Here is an 18,200-nt window from a genome sequence, read left to right as displayed (position 1 = left end):
CCCCAAACCGATCGCCCCGTCTTTCGGCCGTTCATCCGCAGCGGCCAACCACTCTCACGAAACTGCGCACAGCTTCGCCTACGGCACCTTACTCTGGGTAGATCGAGTCTCCTGAAATAGGCCTCGAACCAAACCACACCAATATCACCCGGAAGGAGAACGCCATGTTTAACAAAAAAATTTTCTGTAACCCTCGTTTTCGTTGGATTGCCATCATCATAGGTATCACCACAGCCTGTGCGAGTGGCAGCCACAAAGCGGAAGCCTCTATCTCTATCACTGTTGCACAAGGAAGCGTTTATGAAAACCCTAGCCTCTAATATCGACCTCAACGCCGCGCGCGCAAGTTTTAAACAGCGCCGCTTTTTGAATATGCCATTGGCGGGATTATTAGCCTGGGCCTGTGTTGGAGTTGGAGGAATATTTTTGGAGCCCCCCATGGCAAAAACCTGGCTGCTATTTATTGCCACTGGCAGCATTGTGTATATCGCCATGCTGCTCAGCAAGGTGACGGGAGATCCATTTTTTCACAAGGAAAAAAATCCATTCGATGCATTATTTTTCCACTGCATAATTATGGCGTTAGTGGTTTACAGCATTGCCATTCCATTTTTTATGCAGGATTATCGCTCCCTACCCATGAGCATAGGCATTCTCACCGGATTAATGTGGTTGCCTTTTTCATGGATTGTGGAGCACTGGGTCGGAAGTTTTCACACTTTGCTGCGCACACTACTCATTACACTGGCCTGGTTTTTATTTCCGGATCAATCCTTTGTGCTGATTCCAGCAATTATCGTTGGCGTTTATCTGGTGTCGATCTGGGGCCTGGAAATGCGCTGGCGTACACTGCAACCACCCAGCGCTACGACCATCATTAAACAACAGCCATAACACTTTAGTGCAAGGAAAAACCATTGGAAAATATTATGCACAGCGCGATTTCCCAGCGAGAAAATAACCAGCGCACGTCAAAGACCTATTTGGCGGTACAGCTAATTTTTTGGAGCTGTTATTTTCTCATCAACCTGATATTTGTCAGTGTTTCGGGTTATTACACCCACACTAGCGCACTCATTTTTTTGCTACTGTCATTGCTCCTCGGATGCGCCAGCCACGTTTTGCGCAAGCTATACCATCGATTTGCGCAACCACAGTCGACGCTTCGTCTGGGCTTGCATCTCTGCTGGTTATTGCCAACCACCGCCCTTGTGGTGCAAACGCTGCTACACGGTTTAATTTTTTTATCCATTCAATTATTCGGACCCAGCGATAACATTCAACCGGTTTCTGTGGGCAGCTTTGTTGGCTACAGCATAAATACCGGCATTATGTTAACCCTCTGGTCAATTCTGTATTTATTCCAACGCGAATTCAGGCAACGACGCGAAACAGAAATCGCCCATTGGCGCGACCAGGCCAAACTGCGCGATATGGAACTACAATTTTTACGCAGCCAAATCAATTCGCATTTTTTATTTAACTCATTAAATAATGTGCGCTCATTAATTCTGGAAGACCCACAGGCGGCGCGCCAAGGCCTAGCAGATCTGGCAACATTGCTGCGCGGTTTATTGCACGCGGATAACAAATTAACGGTTAGCCTGCGCGAGGAACTGGATTGGGTAGGTGGTTATCTCGCACTGGAATCACTGCAATTTGAACAGCGACTCAGTTATGCATTCCAGATTGACGAAGCACTACTGGACGAAAAGCTACCGCCTTTATTGTTGCAAACCCTGGTAGAAAACGCGGTTAAACACGGCATTGCCAGGCGCCGGGCAGGAGGCCGTATTCAGATCAGTGCGCAACGGCTTTCGCCCACTCACTGGCAGTTGGAAATCACCAATCCGTCCGCCGAATTGCCGGCCGAACACAGCGGCCAGAGTATTGGCCTGACTAACACTCGCGCCCGATTGGCCGCCGCCTTCGGCGATCAAGCCAGACTTGATTTGGTACTTGGAGTTTCTGTTAGCGCCCGTGTAGACTTACCCCTGAACACCGCTAACAAGCTCGCGACTAACGCGAATCCTAATAATAAAAGTCCGGCAGAAGAGACTTGAGACCATGAAAATCCTGATCGTCGATGACTCCCGCCTCGCGCGCAAGGAGTTGATTGGCCTGCTACAACATCACCCTGAATGCGAAATTGTCGCGGAAGCTGGTGATGTACAAAGCGCGGTTAGCGCGATTAACCAATTACATCCGGATTTGGTGTTACTGGACATCAACCTCCCGGACGGTAACGGTTTTGATGTGCTAGAGCAGAGCGACTACACCCCCGGTGTAATTTTTACCACTGCCTACGAAGAGCACGCGGTGCAAGCTTTTGAATATAACGCGCTGGATTATTTGCTCAAACCCATCACCCAGGATCGTCTGGATACCGCCATGCATAAAATGGCGGCGCGCGCGCAGCATGTTCCCTTCAATCAGCCGGAAAAGAGTTTAGATGCGCACATTTTTATTCGCGAAGGTGAACGCTGCCACTTTATAAAATTCCGCGAAATTAGCCGCATCGCGGTCGAGGGAAATTATGTACGCGTGCACTTCGGCATTATGAGTGCGCCAGTATTGCGTTCATTAAATTATGTCGAAGCCAGATTAGACCCACAGGCATTTTTCCGCGCAAACCGGCAAGAAATTATCAATCTGAATTTTATCGATCGTATCGAACCCTGGATTGGCGATGGGTTGATGATAGTGATGCAGGATTGCACCGAAGTGATAGCCTCGCGCCGTCAGGCGCGAGAGCTAAAACAGCGGCTGGAGTTTTAATATTTTGCCAAACGTTGCCGGGCATCAGTGACCCAGGAACCTTTGTCATCCAGAGCTAATGCTTGTTCCAGGAATTTTTTCGCGTCGGTTGAATTTCCGCTAACATCATAGACAACGCCAGCATGATAATGAATCACCCCGGAGGAAGGGGCGAGTTGAGTGGCACGAACCAGCAATTCTGTTGCCTCGCTATAGCGCTTTTGCTGGTACAAAATCCATCCCAAGGTATCCATTAATTGCGCGTTGTCGCGGATGACTCGATTAGCTTTACGCGCATTTTTTTCAGCATCATCCAACTTCCCCTGCTCCGCTTGCAAGGTAGCAAGATTATTTAACGCCACAACATTCTCTGGCTCTCGCTGCAGAACACGCGAGTAAACCAATTCCGCTTGAGGCAGTTGTTTATCCTGCTGCAAAAGCGTAGCGTAAAACAACGCTTCCGGAATTTGCTCTCCACGAACTTCATACAATTGCTTCGCTGTTGCAGCCGCGGACGTATGCTTACCTAACTTACTTTGAACCAGACTCATCGCTCGCAGAACATCAGGATTTTGTGGTCGTAGCTGATTCGCTTTTTCAAAATAGCTGAGCGATTCGTCGTAGCGCCGCAACGCAGCAAGCTCACTGCCAATGCGGAACTGCAATAAACTGCTTTTCGGAAATTTTTTAGCGCCCGCCAACAAGGTCTCTAGTCCGGCGTTCAGATTATTTTGCGCACGTTGCAATTCCGCTAGCGTCGTGTAGGTTTTTGGCTGGGCAGTCCCCTTGACTATCCCGGTCTGTAAACGTTTTATCGCCTCCTGCGGCTGCTTTTTTTCCAGATAGTAACTTGCAATTTTTTGATCAAGTGCAGCAGGATTTGCACCTTTGGCAACGGCGGTAGCAAATGCGGTATCCGCAGCATCAATCTGCCCAGATGCAAGGGCCAACTCCCCCTGCTCTACATACACAGCTTTCCAGTCGGAATGTTTGGCAAGCAGCGTTTTTATTGTCCCGGCGGCCTCATCCAACTGCAGGTTTTTGCGTTGACTCACCGCCAAGCCTAACAAGAATTCCTTTGTATCCGGTTTTAGCTCCAATGCACGGGCATATCGTTGGCTAGCGTTCGCAAATTGTTTAGCGCCTAAATAGGATGTAGCAAGAATGGATTGCACATTTGCATCAGCGATATGAATAGGTGCACGCGGCGCAAGGTATTCAAGTGCCTGATCATAAGCACCTTGCTGGTTTAATAACTGTGCCAGGTTTGGAGCCACCCCCAAGGTTTCATTACCCGTGCCAACTAGCCCCTTCTTCAGGTACTGGATAGCGTCTGCATTTTTTTTCTGGTACTCATACAACAAACCCAGTCGCTGATTAGCAATCCGATTGTCAGATTTTATTTTCAGAGATTGCTTCAAAGATTGCTCTGCAACATCCAATTGCCCTAATTCCATTTGCACAATACCCAACTTGTTCCAAGGGCCGACTTGCCCGGGCTCAAGTTGAGTAGCTTGTTGAAATTCTTTTAGCGCGCCTTCAAGATCACGGGAATAAAACAACACCGTGCCTAAAACTTCATGAGCCAGGCCGGACTTTGGATTTTTTTGAATTGCGGCGCGAGCAACTTGCCCAAGCTTCTCCAAACCGGCTTTACCCGGTTCAACAGTTATATTGGTAAACGCTTCAGCCCCTGGACGATTTTCCAATTCGATGTTTGGCGCAGGGCTCGCACCATGGTCGGTAAAAGCAGATGCAGGCTCTTGGGTGAATAAGCCGGCATGGGACACCAATGATCCAAGGGCTAAGCCGCAACCAAAAGCAAATTGGCACAACCACTTTCTGACCAGAAAGCGGGATTTACCTAAAGAGGATATGAATACAAGAGCAGTCACTGCCAACTCCTTTGTTTGGAACCTATGTTATTTGTTAATGGACACTCACCGCTGTCCCTCTGCGCCATCATATACTGATCGATACTTGCGACAAGCACTTCATTCAATTACTGCTTCAAAGTTGATTCATCGCCAACCGATCAGAAACTTTGTAGATTCCCAATAACAAAAAAAGCGGCCCCAAGGCCGCTTTTTTTGATAAGTCGGTATTAGGCAGCGCGAATACGACGACGGGTCAAACCCAAGCCGAGCAAGCCAACACCCAACAACAGTAAACCGCTTGGCTCTGGAACAGAAACACCACCGGTTACCACGATATGGTCTTTTTCGCTGGCAACAATACCTTTGTCAACCAGACCATGGGTCAAGAAATCGTAAGTTCCAACTTCTTTACCAGTGAAGGTAACAGAGAAGGTGAAAGAACGAGAGATGCTGCGATCAAAGCTACCCACCGCTGAATCACCAGCACAAGCACCAGTATCAGCAGTCAAACAGGTCACGGAAACGTCAACACCTGGCATACCAGCGCCCAGATCGTCAACGCTCACCTTACTATAAGTAGCAAATGAATCTTCTACACCAGCCATAATGGACGCAACCAGTGCAGCTGAGCTGATAGAGCTGGAAACGATGCTTCCGCCGGTAGCTGTTGCCAACACAGTTGGATCAATACCTTGGTAGGGATAGGTCATGTTGCCAAAATCAATACCGATAAAGGTAACATCGTTAGCAGCCAAAGCGGCTTGTGCAGATGCCAGAGTTGAACCATCAGACTCTTTAAAGGTTGCATCGCCCAACGCAATGATGAAACGAGAAGAACCTGGTCTCCAGGTTGTATTCTCTGCTGCCAGTTGAACAGCGTGAATACCTTCTTCAGGGAAATCACCACCGCCACCGCCGTCGTACAGGTTGATAGCGTTGATTGCTGCAATACCGGCAGCAGTATCAGTGGTCAAATCAGTATTCAAACCCGAGCCTGGCTCACTGTAATAACCTGAACCCGTGGCCAGATCACCAAAACCGGCAAGGCTGGACAACAGATTAGCCGCAGCAGCTTTAGCAGCATTAATAACACTACCCATACTGCCAGAGGTGTCGATCAGGAATACAACATCCAACACACCACTGGTCACAGATTCTTCAACAGTTACGGTTTTGGTGATAGTTACACTTTCACCAACTCCGAGAGTTGCGGCATAAGATTCAGGAGAAATAGTGTCAGCGTGTGCGGCAACTGGCAGAACCAGGGCAGCTGACAATGCGAGTTTTTTAAACATATTCATGGCATTAGATCCTTCACTAAAAATTGAATGATTGGTTTAGGTTCAACGGCACTATGTCCGCTCTAGTTATTAGCGCTAAGACGTTCACTCAAAATGCACTTCACAAACAAATCAGTGCAGTTCAGCATTCCTTAATAACGCAAAGCAAGAAACCACTAGCAACATTCAAACCAAAACAAAAAAAACCAATAGGATCAACGGAAAAAGACCATTCCCTGGCGTGTAATTGCGCCATTTCTGTAAATATCCTCGACAATTCCGCCTCACCGTCCATGCAGCACACAAGCGCAGCCCGGCAAAGTATAAAAAGCCGCCATGCGTAGCTGCGAGCGGAAGAACGAGACTTACTTCAGTAGATACACCACATAAACCTGTGCAGTGACTTTCATCACGCCGGCTTCAAAGGGCTCGCCCGGGTTATCTTGTGGCACATAGGATTCAAGTCGAGTAGAGACCTTATGTGATGACCGCCCCATCAAGTCACGGCTTGGGATTAACTCCCAACGCTCATTACCGCGATTATTAAATTCTGAAATTGACCAAGGGTCACCAATGTCGCGGCCCTGGGATTTTGCCAGGCGCGCTGCACGCGCTTTTGCATCAACCATTGCTGCCGTTTGCACTTTTTCTTCCACCGCTTTTTTATCAGCCACCGTTAAATTGGTGTTGATGGTTTCGGAAATTTTCGCATCCACCAACGCTTTCATCATCTCCGGATATTTTTTTAAATCGCGTAAGGTGATATCCACCTGACGGGACACGTTATTACCCGTTAATACGCGTTGATTATCACGGTAATCATATTCCGGGCGAATATTCAGCGCCGTAGTCGCTACGTCTTCCGCGTTGATGCCAAACTTTTTTACGGTGTCGATTAATAAACGTGAACGCGAATCCACATCAGCTTTCGCTTTGGCAAGATCCAAATCTACCGTTTGGATGCTGAGCGTAAAGGTCATGGTGTCTGGCTCAATTTCCAATTCCGCAGAACCCTCAACATACACATGGGGTTGATTGGGTAACGGCGTCGCCAACACCGGGATACTTAGCAGCAGGGATACAACGGCGGACATCAGAAACTTCGCGGGGGTCAAGGTTTTCATAGCGTTACTCTTCATGATATTGCTCCATTCAAACAGGCCCGCTCACTATAGTCGCGCAGCCTGAATATCTGCCAAATCAAATGTTTAAAAATGTAACGCAGCTCAATTTCAGGCAAAATGTCGCCATTCCTTTGCAGATTTCACCGCCCACCTATGAATCAACCTGACTTGCACCAACTTGCCAGCGACGTAAAACGCTGGGGCCGCGAACTGGGTTTTCAGCAGGTTGGTATTACTGATATCGATTTGGGCCAGGCTGAAATCCGTTTGAAGGAGTGGCTGGCCAAGGGCTATCACGGCAGCATGGAATGGCTCGCTGCCCACGGCAATAAACGCTCGCGCCCCGCCGAATTATTGCCCGGCACTGTGCGGGTGATATCAGTGCGGATGGATTACCTGCCCGGCGATACCCAACAAATCAAAACCCTTAAAGATCCCACCAAGGCCTATGTGTCGCGCTATACCCTCGGGCGCGACTACCACAAATTAATTCGTAAACGCCTGAGCATACTCGCACAGCAAATTGATGACGCCCTGCCCGCAGATTATGAATTCAAAGGCCAAAATCGCGCCTTTGTGGATAGCGCACCGGTCATGGAACGCCCGCTCGCTGAAAAAGCCGGGTTGGGCTGGACCGGCAAACACACGCTAATCATCAACAGCAATGCCGGCAGTTGGTTTTTCCTGGGCGAGATTTTTACCTTTGTACCTTTACCGATTGATGAACCCGCGCAACCCAATCAATGCGGAGAATGCACCGCCTGTTTAAAAGTCTGCCCTACGGATGCCTTTCCCCGACCCTACGAATTGGACGCGCGCCGCTGTATTTCCTACCTCACCATCGAAAATAGAGGCGCAATTCCCGAGGAATTTCGCGAGCCCATCGGCAACCGCATTTTTGGCTGCGATGACTGCCAAGCCATCTGCCCCTGGAATAAATACGCCCAGTTCACGGAGGAAAAAGATTTCCTGCCGCGCCATGGTTTGGCCGATAGCGATCTGGTGGATTTATTCAATTGGACGGAAGAAGAATATTTAATGCGGACCGAAGGCTCGGCGATTCGTCGCATTGGTTATGAGGGCTGGCTGAGAAATCTGGCCGTAGGGTTGGGTAACGCGCCCAGCGATGAGCAAATCGTTCAAGTATTAACCGCCAAAAAAGATCAGGCCTCTCCGTTGGTTAAAGAGCATATCGATTGGGCGCTAAACCAGCAGGCAAATCCGAATCGTCGCCGCAAACGTAAAATCCAGCAAAACCGCCCCACCAATTGACATAACCAATCCCCAAAATAGCCAGAAGTTTTACCGCATCGGCTATTCTTTTGACGCATAAACGGGAATAATACGCACCCCTTCAAGAGCACGACCATTTAAGAGTTGTGCCATTAGTGTTTAGAAATCGGTCAATCAATGCACCCTGAACCTCCGAACAGCGAGACCAGAGGCAGTGACTTGGTACTATGACCGGAACTGTCCTGTTGCAATGCTTCCGTGGGTAGGACATCAACCACAACGATAGGCTATTACTACTATGAAACCACTTTCCGATATAGGCTTGGTTGGCTTGGCAGTGATGGGGGAAAACCTCATCCTCAATATGGCGAGCAAAGGCTATACAGTTACCGCTTACAACCGCTCTGTAGAAAAAGTAGACGCATTTATCGAAGGCCGCGCCAAGGGCAAAACCATTCGCGGCGCGCGCTCTATTGAAGAGTTGGTAGCTTCACTGGCAAAACCACGCAAAATCATGCTGATGGTAAAAGCCGGTAAAGCGGTAGACGATTTCATTGAACAATTAATTCCACATCTGGAAGCGGGCGACATCATTATCGATGGCGGCAACACCCACTTCCCTGATACTGACCGTCGCACCGCTTACTTGGCGAGCAAAGGCCTGCGCTTTATCGGCACCGGCGTATCTGGCGGCGAAGAAGGCGCATTGACTGGTCCATCGATCATGCCTGGCGGCTCACCAGAAGCCTGGCCATTCGTAAAAGATATTTTCCAGGACATCTCCGCCAAAGTCGCCGATGGCTCACCTTGCTGCGACTGGGTTGGCGAGAACGGCGCTGGACACTTTGTAAAAATGGTTCACAACGGCATCGAGTACGGCGATATGCAATTAATTTGCGAAGCCTACCAATTGCTGAAAGACGTAGCTGGCCTGACCGCTGATCAAATGCACGAAGTATTTGCCGAGTGGAACAAAGGTGAACTCGACTCTTACCTGATCGAAATCACCCGCGATATCCTCGCCTACAAAGACACCGATGGAGAACCACTGGTTGAGAAAATCCTCGACACCGCTGGCCAAAAAGGTACCGGCAAGTGGACCGGCGTAATCGCATTGGATCTGGGCGTACCTCTCACCCTGATTTCTGAAGCAGTATTCGCGCGCTGCTTGTCATCACAAAAAGCTGAACGCGTTGAAGCGGCCAAAGTGATTAAAGGCCCAGCGGTGACTATTACTGCTGACAAACAAGCCTTTATCGATGACCTGCGCAACGCGGTATTCGCCTCAAAAATTATTTCTTACGCACAGGGTTATTTGCTGATGCGTGAAGCGGCGAAAGAATACGGCTGGCACCTGAACTACGGTGGCATAGCATTAATGTGGCGCGGTGGTTGTATCATTCGTTCATCCTTCCTCGGCAATATCAAAGAAGCATTCGACAAGAATCCTGAATTGAAAAACCTGCTGCTGGATGATTACTTCGCCAAGACTGTTGATGCCGCCCAAGCCGGCTGGCGTCGCGTTGCAGCGGCTGCAATTGCGAACGGCATCCCTGCTCCAACCATCACCTCAGCCCTCACCTACTTCGACGGCTACCGCACTGCCCGCTTGCCCGCCAACCTGCTGCAAGCGCAACGCGACTACTTCGGCGCGCACACCTACGAGCGCACCGACAAACCACGCGGTGAATTCTTCCACACCAACTGGACAGGCCGCGGCGGCAATACTGCATCGACGACTTACAACGTGTAGGATTTAATGCAATAAAAAAGCCCGGGCAATGGATATTGCCCGGGCTTTTTTATTTTCCACATCGCAACAACTTAAAACCAAAAAACCAAAAAACCAAAAAACCAAAAAACCAAAAAACCAACTAAAAGATAAAAACAAAAAAGATCGCAACAATCAAACAAAGCAAAAAACATTATTTTTCAATAAGTTATAAAATATCAAACTTTCAAACATGAAAAAATCAAAAATTCTGCAGTTCAAGGCGTTGATTTGATCAAAAGAAACACATGGACTGCGTACATATTGACCTATTGGGGCAGCAAGTATGCAGGACTACAGCAAACAAGCGATGTTAAATTTCCTTGATTATGTTGCAAATAAGCACCTAATTAACGGATCTACTGCTAAAAATTGGCGTTCGGCTTCAAGCCAATTTCTGGAGCTTCTGGATGAACATGAATCTCAAGATCTACGAACCCTTGACACAGATCACTTAAGCCAAAGATATGCGCATTCTAAAAATAATAGTGTCCGCCCCGACAGCGTTCGAATTTATTTAGCCCGCTTTCGCTCTGCTTATGAAAATTTTATTAAATATGCGGATGATCGAGTCAATTACCGCCCCATCAGCGCCTCAAAGATGAAAACTACTGGCAACACAGTAGTGAGGACAAGAGCTCGACCTGTCAAACCAACAGTCGCCACACAAGAAACAACTAGTCAGCCGACTTCAGCTCAACAGCAGAACAACTTTCAAGGTTCAATTAACTTTCCAATTCCAATAAGTGGAGGAAGAATAGTGGTGATCTCAAACTTACCACACCAACTGAATAAAACTGATGCTGATAAAGTGTTGGCAGTCATTAGGGCTTTGGTAACACCAGAGCTAGAAAATTAAAAAGGCCGTTGTCCGCAGGACAACAGCCTTTTTAATAAGGAATGGGAGGCCCACACCTTTAGTCTTCGCAAAACTAGAATAGTGGATTCCTTTTTCTATATCAAGTTCCGCTGGTCGCCTCCCACTCCGGGCGAGGAACATGATTATGCGCAACATTGTAACTAAACCAGCACCAAAAGGATTTAGATGGGTATTCTGTCGCTATAGACGCAAGAAAAATAGCTCTGAATACCTAGATGCTCATGATTATGGTTATAACGCATGGTGCTTTCTGGTTAGGTGTTAGCCATCTTCAACCTCAGCAATTATATTGCTGAGGTTTTTTATTTTAAAATACAATCTCCACGCACATAAGATCGAAAGTCATAGCTGATATAGTTTAAATATCTCAATCCTTATAATAAAAACTTGAAAATTTCCCATGCAAATTCGGTTAACTAACTGACTGTAGCCCGTAGGTTTGGGTGAGGAACGAACCCCAATATTTACAATCCCAAACAGCACATTGTTTTATTCAAACGAAAAACAACGGCGCACGAATTTGGTGTTGGTGGCTGCAGATACATGGTCATGTTGGGGTTCGTTCCTCAGCCTGCGCGGCCCGCACCAACCTACTCTTGCCCTACCAGAAAACCGAGTGATACTATAGTGACACTCTATTTTTGGAGCCTCCTCATGAAAACCGAGCTTGTCACCACCCTGAAGCGTGAAGCCACCAAAATTTTGGCCGAGCTGCACGACACTAAAGAACCCGTGCTTATCACCGAACACGGTTTACCTTCAGCTTATCTAGTAGATGTTGAAGACTATGAGTTTATGGTTGACCGGATGAAGCTATTAGAAGGAATAGCACGAGGCGAAAAAGATATTTTAGAAGGACGAGTATTAACGCACGCACAAGCTAAGGATAAGCTGAAGAAATGGTTGAAATAATATGGACCAACGCCGCAACTCACGACCTCAATGAAATCGCGGAATACATCGCCCTAAGCAACCCCATTGCAGCCGCAGAACTGGTAACGGATATTCTTGCTAAAGTTGAACGCCTTGAACAATTCCCCAAGTCGGGGAAGGTTCCTTTAGCCATTCCTGAGCTAAATTATCGAGAACTAACTGCATCCCCTTGTCGGGTACTTTACCGCACAGACAAAAACACCGTTCATATTATGCATGTGTGTCGCGAGGAGCGCAGCTTGCGAAAATTTCTAATAGAGCGGGGAACACTGTAAATCGCAATAAATAATTAATCGACAAACGCAAAGGAATACCATGAACCCCAAATGGCTTTACGAAACAACCCTGACCGGAAAAATTGTCACATTGACTCCACTCCAACCCGAACACAAAAACGGCTTACTCGAAGCAGCCTGTGATGGTGAACTGTGGAATCTGTGGTACACATCGGTTCCCAACAGCAACACGATTGATACCTATCTTAATCAGGCATTTAACGATCAGTATGATGGCCGCGCTTTGCTCTTTGCCGTTGTCGATAACGACACCCAAAAGATTATTGGCACCACCCGCTATTGCAATGCCGACAATTTGAATCACCGCGTGGAAATTGGTTACACATGGTATGCAAAGTCATTCCAACGAACCGGTGTAAATACCGAGTGCAAGTACCTACTGCTCAATCACGCATTTGAAACTCTTAACGCTATCGCCGTTGAGTTTCGTACCCATTGGCACAATCAAGCATCACGCAACGCGATTGCACGGCTCGGCGCAAAACAAGATGGGATACTGCGTAATCACCAGAAAAATGCCGAAGGGGTTTACCGGGACACAGTCGTGTTCTCGATCATTGATCAGGAATGGCCAACAGTTAAAAAAAACCTGATATATAAAATGGAAGCTTCATCACTATGAAAATGATATTTTTTCTCGCACTCCTGACTTCATCAATCGCTTGCGCAGAGGTCGATTTGGTAAAAGTCGATAAATCTGCAAACAAAATGTGCTTATTGGAGGGAGATAAAATCGTCAAGGAATATCATGTAGCGCTGGGAGCGAATCCAAAGGGGCACAAACAACAAGAAGGGGACGAGCGCACCCCAGAGGGAACCTACACACTGGATTACAAAAAAGAAGATTCCGCTTTTTACCGTGCAATGCACATTTCCTACCCCAATCAGCAAGACATTGAAAGTGCAAAGAAACGAGGTGTACCACCGGGAGGATTTATCATGATTCACGGGCAAAAAAATGGCCTTGAATGGATGACTGCCATTAGCCAGAACTTTAATTGGACTAACGGCTGCATCGCCTTAACCAATACGGAAATGGATGAATTTATGAAGCTGGTTGCGACAGGGACAAAAATTCAGATTGATTGGTAACTATAATTTGACCCGGTGATTGTCGATTTATGGATACCCCATCCGACTATGTGATAAATCCATTCCAATTATCACATCAACGGAGTTTCACATGTCCCCCGCCGAAAAAGTAAAAGGTCCCGCATCTTACTTTCCTTCCATCGAAACCAAATACGGCCAACCGGTTGAACACTGGTTCAAATTACTTCAGCAGCAAAGTGACCTCAAGCACATGGAGATGGTCAACTGGCTCAAGCGCGAACATGGAATGGGGCACGGGCATGCCAATGCGTTAGTCGCCTACTTGCGAAATCAGGAGAAACGCTAAGTCGCTCAAATTTGAGGGAAATCCGGCGTGCGAATTCACTATCAGCTGCTATAAATAGTTTTACACACTCTACGCCGGCTCCCTGGTTTCACTAATTCCATAAATAAAAATGATTCCACCATCTTCCGCTCTAGCTCGCTTCATGTGCTTATTTACGCCAACCAACGTCGGCCGGTTGTTTGTTGCCTATGCACTCCTAAGCACGCTCGCATTCAGCGCAAAAACCAGTGCTGCAGCCCAAACAGTGGATTACCCAAAAAATATTTACTTCCGCAACATCATGCAGAACCAGGATATTGCTCTGGGCGAAGTGGAAGCCATACTGCAGGACTATCAGGGGTTTATGTGGCTCGGCGGGAGAAACGCGCTCTTGCGCTACGATGGTTATGAATTTGCACCAATTCCCGCGGCGAAAGATCCTCAGGAGCTAAGCAAGACCGAACCCGTTAATCAGGTACTGGACTTGGTGGAAGACAAGCACCATAACCTGTGGGCGGCAACTCGCTCGGGTTTGTATCGCTATGATCGCGATCACGAAGTTTTGGTTCCGGTAAAAAGCCTAAATGCCTTGCTCGATGCAGGCGGAGCTGTAAACACTATTGCTGAGCACAGCGATGGCAAAATTCTGTTAGGCACTGCGAATGGTCTCGGCATTCTGGACCCCACCAGCGAAAAACTGGAGATTCTCAACCAGCAAACCGGTGGGTTACCGAGCAATCAGATCAGCGACATTGTGGTCGATGAGGAAGGGAAGATCTGGTTGGGGCAGGAGACAGGGTTAACACATCTGGATTTAGCCGCACGCCAATTCACCCAGCATATTCCCAACCCGGACAACCCCAAGTCCACCTTGGAAAATAGTGTTCGGGTGGTCGCTGTAGATCATCGTCAGCGCATTTGGATCGGTGGCGACAATGGGATCTATCGGTTGGACCAAAATACCGGCGCCTTTACTAACTATCGCTATGACCCCAAAGATACTTCCAGCCTCGGCAATAATTTTTCCCGTCAGATTTACGTAGACCGCAATGGCTGGATCTGGACGGGCAGTGATGGCGCGGGCATCAGCTTGTATAACGAAGCGAACGACAACTGGATTCGCTTTGAGCGCGGCGACGGCGGCAACGGCCGCTTGGTTAGCAACACCATTCGCCGTATTTATGAAGACCGCATCGGCGATCTCTGGATCGGCACCTACCCTTCAGGTGTGCACATCTATGACCGCTCCAGTACGGCGGTCCGGGTGTATCAAAAATCGTTGACCGAAAATCTGGGGCCCAATGACAACAATGTGGAAGCAATTGTCGAGGATCGAGAGGGCAATTTCTGGCTCGGCTCAGGCGGTATATCGCGCTTGGACCCTAAAACTGATCTTTTCACCCATTACAAGCATACGACCGACGAAGATTCACGAGTGGCCACGACCGCCGTGCTGAATGGGCGAATGGACTCGCGCGGCAATTTGCTCTTTAGCACCTGGGGTTCAGGCATCCAGAAATACAACCCCGTTACGGATCGCTTTGATACATTGCCGGTTGACCCGGATCAGAGCAAGCGTGGCGAAACAAACGGCGACAAATTAAATGACCTGATGGTGTGGAATATTTTTGAGGATCGCAGCCATAAACTTTGGTATAGCACCCACTACAATGGCTTAACGCGTTTTGATCCTGCAACCGGCCGCTACGATTATTTTCCCCACGATGATGCAAAACCGGACAGCATCTCCAGCGCGGTGATTTGGGTATCTTTCGAGGATTCCCAAGGGCGACTCTGGGCGGGCTCGGCCTATGGACTCAATCGGATGGACCGCACTACTGGCACGTTTAAGCGCTATTTGCCGGACGCTAAAAATCCACGCAGCCTGGCCAACGGGTCGGTGTTATCTATTCTTGAGGATGTCAAAGGACGCCTTTGGTTCGGCACTGATATGGGGCTGCACCTCTATCATCCAGAGACAGATGACTTCACGCTCTACAACACCCGCAATGGCTTTGCCGACCAAGGTATACGAGCGATTCTTGAGGATAGCCACGGCAATTTATGGTTGGGCACTAACAACGGCATAGTGCGCTTTAATCCCGACACCCTCACCGTCAAAAACTACACGCGAATTAATGGGCAGCTGATTGGTGGTGTGGCAACTGGCGCGGGATTGGTCACCAGCTCCGGTGACATCGCCTTTGGCTCGCGCAACGGTTTGTATTTTTTCGATGTTGATCAGCTCGACAATTATCAAAATAGTATTGCACCCAATATCGCATTAACCGATTTCCGCTTGTTTACCGAAAAGGTGGTGGTAGACGGGGCGGACAAGCTACTAACCCGCGCAATCACACAAACTGACTCCATCACCCTGGATTACACCCAGTCGATGATTTCGTTTAGCTTTGCGGCATTGAATTTTCGCGAATCAGAAAAGAATCTTTACGCCTACCGGCTTGAAGGTTTTGACGATCAATGGCGCACCGTGGGCAACCAGCGCAATGCGCTCTACACCAATCTCCCGGCAGGCAATTATCAGTTCCGCGTAAAAGCCAGCAACAACGATGGCATCTGGAACGAAGAGGGACACAGCATTCAATTAATCGTATTGCCGCCGCCCTGGAAAACCTGGTGGGCCTACAGCATTTATACGGCGCTCTTTCTTGGCATATTGCTAATGTTTGTACGCAACCAACACCAAAAAGTGGTCGTAGCACAAAAGATTAGCCACGAGCTGGAGCAAAAAGTTACTGAACGCACTGCCGAATTACGCAGTAAAAATAGCGAACTGGAAAGTGCCTACGCACAGCTGGAAGCGATTAGTTTGTCAGACCCACTTACGGGCTTGAGCAATCGTCGCTACTTGCAAAAATTGATGCCCATGGATACCGCCAAAGTGCAGCGAGAATACAGCGCAGCCCAATCCAGGGAGCCACGCAAAAAACCAACACCGGACCTCACGTTTTTTATTCTGGATGTGGATCACTTTAAATCAGTCAACGATATTTACGGTCACACGGCGGGCGACCAATTACTCATTCAGTTGTCAGATTTACTCACTCATATTTGTCGCGAATCCGATTGTGTCGTGCGTTGGGGCGGCGAAGAGTTTTTGGTGGTCAGTCGCTTTGCGGACCGCGACGACGGTCCACTCATGGCCGAGCGCATTCGCAAAACCATTGCTGAACATACCTTCAAATTGCCCGACGGTTCAGATTTGAAAAAGACCTGCTCGATTGGTTATGCCTGCTTCCCATTCCTGCGCGAAGCACCTACGGCATTGAGCTGGGAGCAAGTTATCGACGTGGCTGATCACGCGCTCTACGCTGCAAAAAAATCGGGGCGCAACCGCAGCGTTGGGCTCAGCGCAACCTCGACCACCCGCGCCAATGATCTTCATCAGGAAATTGGCAGCAACCTGCAAGGCATGATCCACAATCAAGAATTACATGTTATTGCACAAAACGCTGACGTGCTGGTGTGGGATTAACCGGCCCCCTTCGAGGTTCATAAAAGTGTAAAAATATTTGCACGCAATTGCGGCTATGCTCAGAGCACTAAAGACCCAGCTTGGCCGCCGCTATGAACTCTCCAGAAACCTCCCCAAGCCCTGATTCATCCAGCCTGCGCAGCGCTGAATTGAGGCGCGAGCTAAAACAAAAAATTCCCGAGCTATTACAACTCGAACGCTTGATTCGCAATTACCCGCAGCACTTAAATGCGCAGGTCGAGTTAATGCTACAAGTGCAGCATCTGCACTTACCACTCTACTCCATCACCTTGGGCACGACAGATACCTCTGCCCCAACACTGTTATTAACCGGCGGTATGCACGGTATTGAGCGTATTGGCAGCCAGGTTTTAATCGCCTGGTTGCAAACGCTGCTGGAGCGATTAAATTGGGATTCTCACCTGCAGCAACAACTCGCCCAGGTGCAATTGGTGTTAATGCCAATTTTAAATCCGGTCGGCATGTATTTGAATCAGCGCAGCAACGGCAACGGAATAGATTTAAATCGCAACGCGCCTGTCAACGCGGAAGGGGATGTCCCCTTACTCGGTGGCGGGCATCGCCTTGGGACATTCTTACCCTGGTATCGCGGCAAAAAAAATACACCCATGGAAGCTGAAAATATTGCACTGGAAAAATTATTGCAGAAACGAATTTTAGATCGCTCGTTTTCGCTGGTAGTGGACTTGCACTCAGGCTTTGGTATGCGCGACCAGCTCTGGTTCCCTTACGCCTACCGCAAAAAGCCTATTCACAATATCGCTGATTATGTCGCACTAAAATTGTTGTGGGAGCGCAGTTACCCCAACCATACCTATGCCTTCGAGCCGCAATCCATTCACTACTTATCCCACGGGGACTTGTGGGACTATTTTTGCCTGCAAGCGCGCTCACACCAGCAATCTCATTTCTTACCTTTGACGTTGGAGATGGGTTCCTGGGCCTGGATCAAAAAACGCCCGCGCCAAATTTTTAACCTCGCGGGATTATTTAACCCGCAAATGCAACACCGCCATGCACGAGTATTGCGCAGTCATTTGTTATTATTGGATTTCATGTTGGCCGCCACACTCAATTACCAAAACTGGTTGCCCGATAGTAAACAGCGTGAATTATTAAACCAAACCGCTAAAAGTCTATGGTTTAATTAACGA

Annotated in this window: 17 protein-coding genes; 14 read left to right on the top strand and 3 right to left on the bottom strand. The window is 48.3% G+C overall.

The window, feature by feature from the left end; translation table 11 throughout:
* The first annotated feature begins 164 nt into the window (after positions 1-164).
* Genes D0C16_RS24090 through D0C16_RS20160 form a run of 4 tightly spaced genes read left to right on the top strand, consistent with a single transcriptional unit; the run spans position 165 to position 2,778 of the window.
* Positions 165-320, top strand: a complete 156-nt coding sequence (locus tag D0C16_RS24090) for a hypothetical protein (RefSeq protein ID WP_191968566.1) — start codon at positions 165-167, stop codon at positions 318-320.
* Positions 301-894 carry a hypothetical protein gene (locus tag D0C16_RS20170; RefSeq protein ID WP_151034004.1) on the top strand — a complete coding sequence of 198 codons (594 nt, stop codon included), beginning with the start codon at positions 301-303 and terminating at the stop codon, positions 892-894. The genes D0C16_RS24090 and D0C16_RS20170 overlap by 20 nt, the downstream gene beginning before the upstream one ends.
* 35 nt (positions 895-929) lie before the next feature.
* Positions 930-2,063, top strand: a complete 1,134-nt coding sequence (locus tag D0C16_RS20165; protein ID WP_151034003.1) for a sensor histidine kinase — start codon at positions 930-932, stop codon at positions 2,061-2,063.
* A gap of 4 nt (positions 2,064-2,067) precedes the next feature.
* Entirely contained in the window at positions 2,068-2,778 is a 711-nt protein-coding gene (locus D0C16_RS20160) for a LytTR family DNA-binding domain-containing protein (RefSeq protein ID WP_151034002.1), read from the top strand.
* Here the strand turns inward: D0C16_RS20160 and D0C16_RS20155 are convergent.
* From D0C16_RS20155 to D0C16_RS20145, 3 genes are all read right to left on the bottom strand, one after another.
* On the bottom strand, positions 2,775-4,652 hold the full coding sequence (locus tag D0C16_RS20155) for a tetratricopeptide repeat protein (protein WP_191968565.1): 1,878 nt from the start codon (positions 4,650-4,652) through the stop codon (positions 2,775-2,777). The two genes, D0C16_RS20160 and D0C16_RS20155, sit on opposite strands and share 4 nt — an antisense overlap.
* 209 nt (positions 4,653-4,861) lie before the next feature.
* Positions 4,862-5,935, bottom strand: coding sequence for a VWA domain-containing protein (locus tag D0C16_RS24520; RefSeq protein ID WP_225318776.1), 1,074 nt, complete (start codon positions 5,933-5,935; stop codon positions 4,862-4,864).
* Between the two features lie 344 nt (positions 5,936-6,279).
* Positions 6,280-7,053, bottom strand: coding sequence for an SIMPL domain-containing protein (locus D0C16_RS20145; protein WP_225318775.1), 774 nt, complete (start codon positions 7,051-7,053; stop codon positions 6,280-6,282).
* A gap of 138 nt (positions 7,054-7,191) precedes the next feature.
* Between D0C16_RS20145 and queG the strand changes: the two genes are divergently transcribed.
* The 10 genes from queG (at position 7,192) to D0C16_RS20095 (ending at position 18,197) form a co-directional block, all read left to right on the top strand.
* The gene (gene queG / locus D0C16_RS20140; RefSeq protein ID WP_151034000.1) at positions 7,192-8,310 is read left to right on the top strand and encodes a tRNA epoxyqueuosine(34) reductase QueG; all 1,119 of its coding nucleotides are present in this window, start codon (positions 7,192-7,194) and stop codon (positions 8,308-8,310) included.
* 259 nt (positions 8,311-8,569) lie between these two features.
* Entirely contained in the window at positions 8,570-10,024 is a 1,455-nt protein-coding gene (gnd, locus tag D0C16_RS20135; protein WP_151033999.1) for a decarboxylating NADP(+)-dependent phosphogluconate dehydrogenase, read from the top strand.
* 304 nt (positions 10,025-10,328) lie between these two features.
* Positions 10,329-10,901: a hypothetical protein gene (locus D0C16_RS20130; RefSeq protein WP_151033998.1), complete on the top strand. Its 573-nt coding sequence runs from the start codon at positions 10,329-10,331 to the stop codon at positions 10,899-10,901.
* A 675-nt stretch (positions 10,902-11,576) separates the two neighbouring features.
* Positions 11,577-11,834, top strand: coding sequence for a type II toxin-antitoxin system Phd/YefM family antitoxin (locus tag D0C16_RS20125; RefSeq protein WP_151033997.1), 258 nt, complete (start codon positions 11,577-11,579; stop codon positions 11,832-11,834).
* Positions 11,822-12,130: a type II toxin-antitoxin system RelE/ParE family toxin gene (locus D0C16_RS20120; RefSeq protein ID WP_151033996.1), complete on the top strand. Its 309-nt coding sequence runs from the start codon at positions 11,822-11,824 to the stop codon at positions 12,128-12,130. The genes D0C16_RS20125 and D0C16_RS20120 overlap by 13 nt, the downstream gene beginning before the upstream one ends.
* Positions 12,131-12,170: 40 nt before the next feature.
* On the top strand, positions 12,171-12,773 hold the full coding sequence (locus D0C16_RS20115; RefSeq protein WP_151033995.1) for a GNAT family N-acetyltransferase: 603 nt from the start codon (positions 12,171-12,173) through the stop codon (positions 12,771-12,773).
* On the top strand, positions 12,770-13,243 hold the full coding sequence (locus tag D0C16_RS20110) for a murein L,D-transpeptidase family protein (protein ID WP_151033994.1): 474 nt from the start codon (positions 12,770-12,772) through the stop codon (positions 13,241-13,243). The genes D0C16_RS20115 and D0C16_RS20110 overlap by 4 nt, the downstream gene beginning before the upstream one ends.
* Positions 13,244-13,334: 91 nt before the next feature.
* Positions 13,335-13,550: a DUF4287 domain-containing protein gene (locus tag D0C16_RS20105; protein ID WP_151033993.1), complete on the top strand. Its 216-nt coding sequence runs from the start codon at positions 13,335-13,337 to the stop codon at positions 13,548-13,550.
* A gap of 142 nt (positions 13,551-13,692) precedes the next feature.
* Positions 13,693-17,025 (top strand): ligand-binding sensor domain-containing diguanylate cyclase, encoded by a 3,333-nt coding sequence (locus tag D0C16_RS20100; protein ID WP_191968564.1) that lies wholly within the window; start codon positions 13,693-13,695, stop codon positions 17,023-17,025.
* Positions 17,026-17,117: 92 nt separating this feature from the next.
* Entirely contained in the window at positions 17,118-18,197 is a 1,080-nt protein-coding gene (locus tag D0C16_RS20095; RefSeq protein WP_151033991.1) for a DUF2817 domain-containing protein, read from the top strand.
* Positions 18,198-18,200 lie beyond the last annotated feature (3 nt).

This window comes from Cellvibrio sp. KY-GH-1, from assembly GCF_008806975.1.
Lineage (GTDB): Bacteria > Pseudomonadota > Gammaproteobacteria > Pseudomonadales > Cellvibrionaceae > Cellvibrio.
Note: the sequence above shows the minus strand (reverse complement) of the source record. Positions and strands in the feature narration are given on the sequence as shown.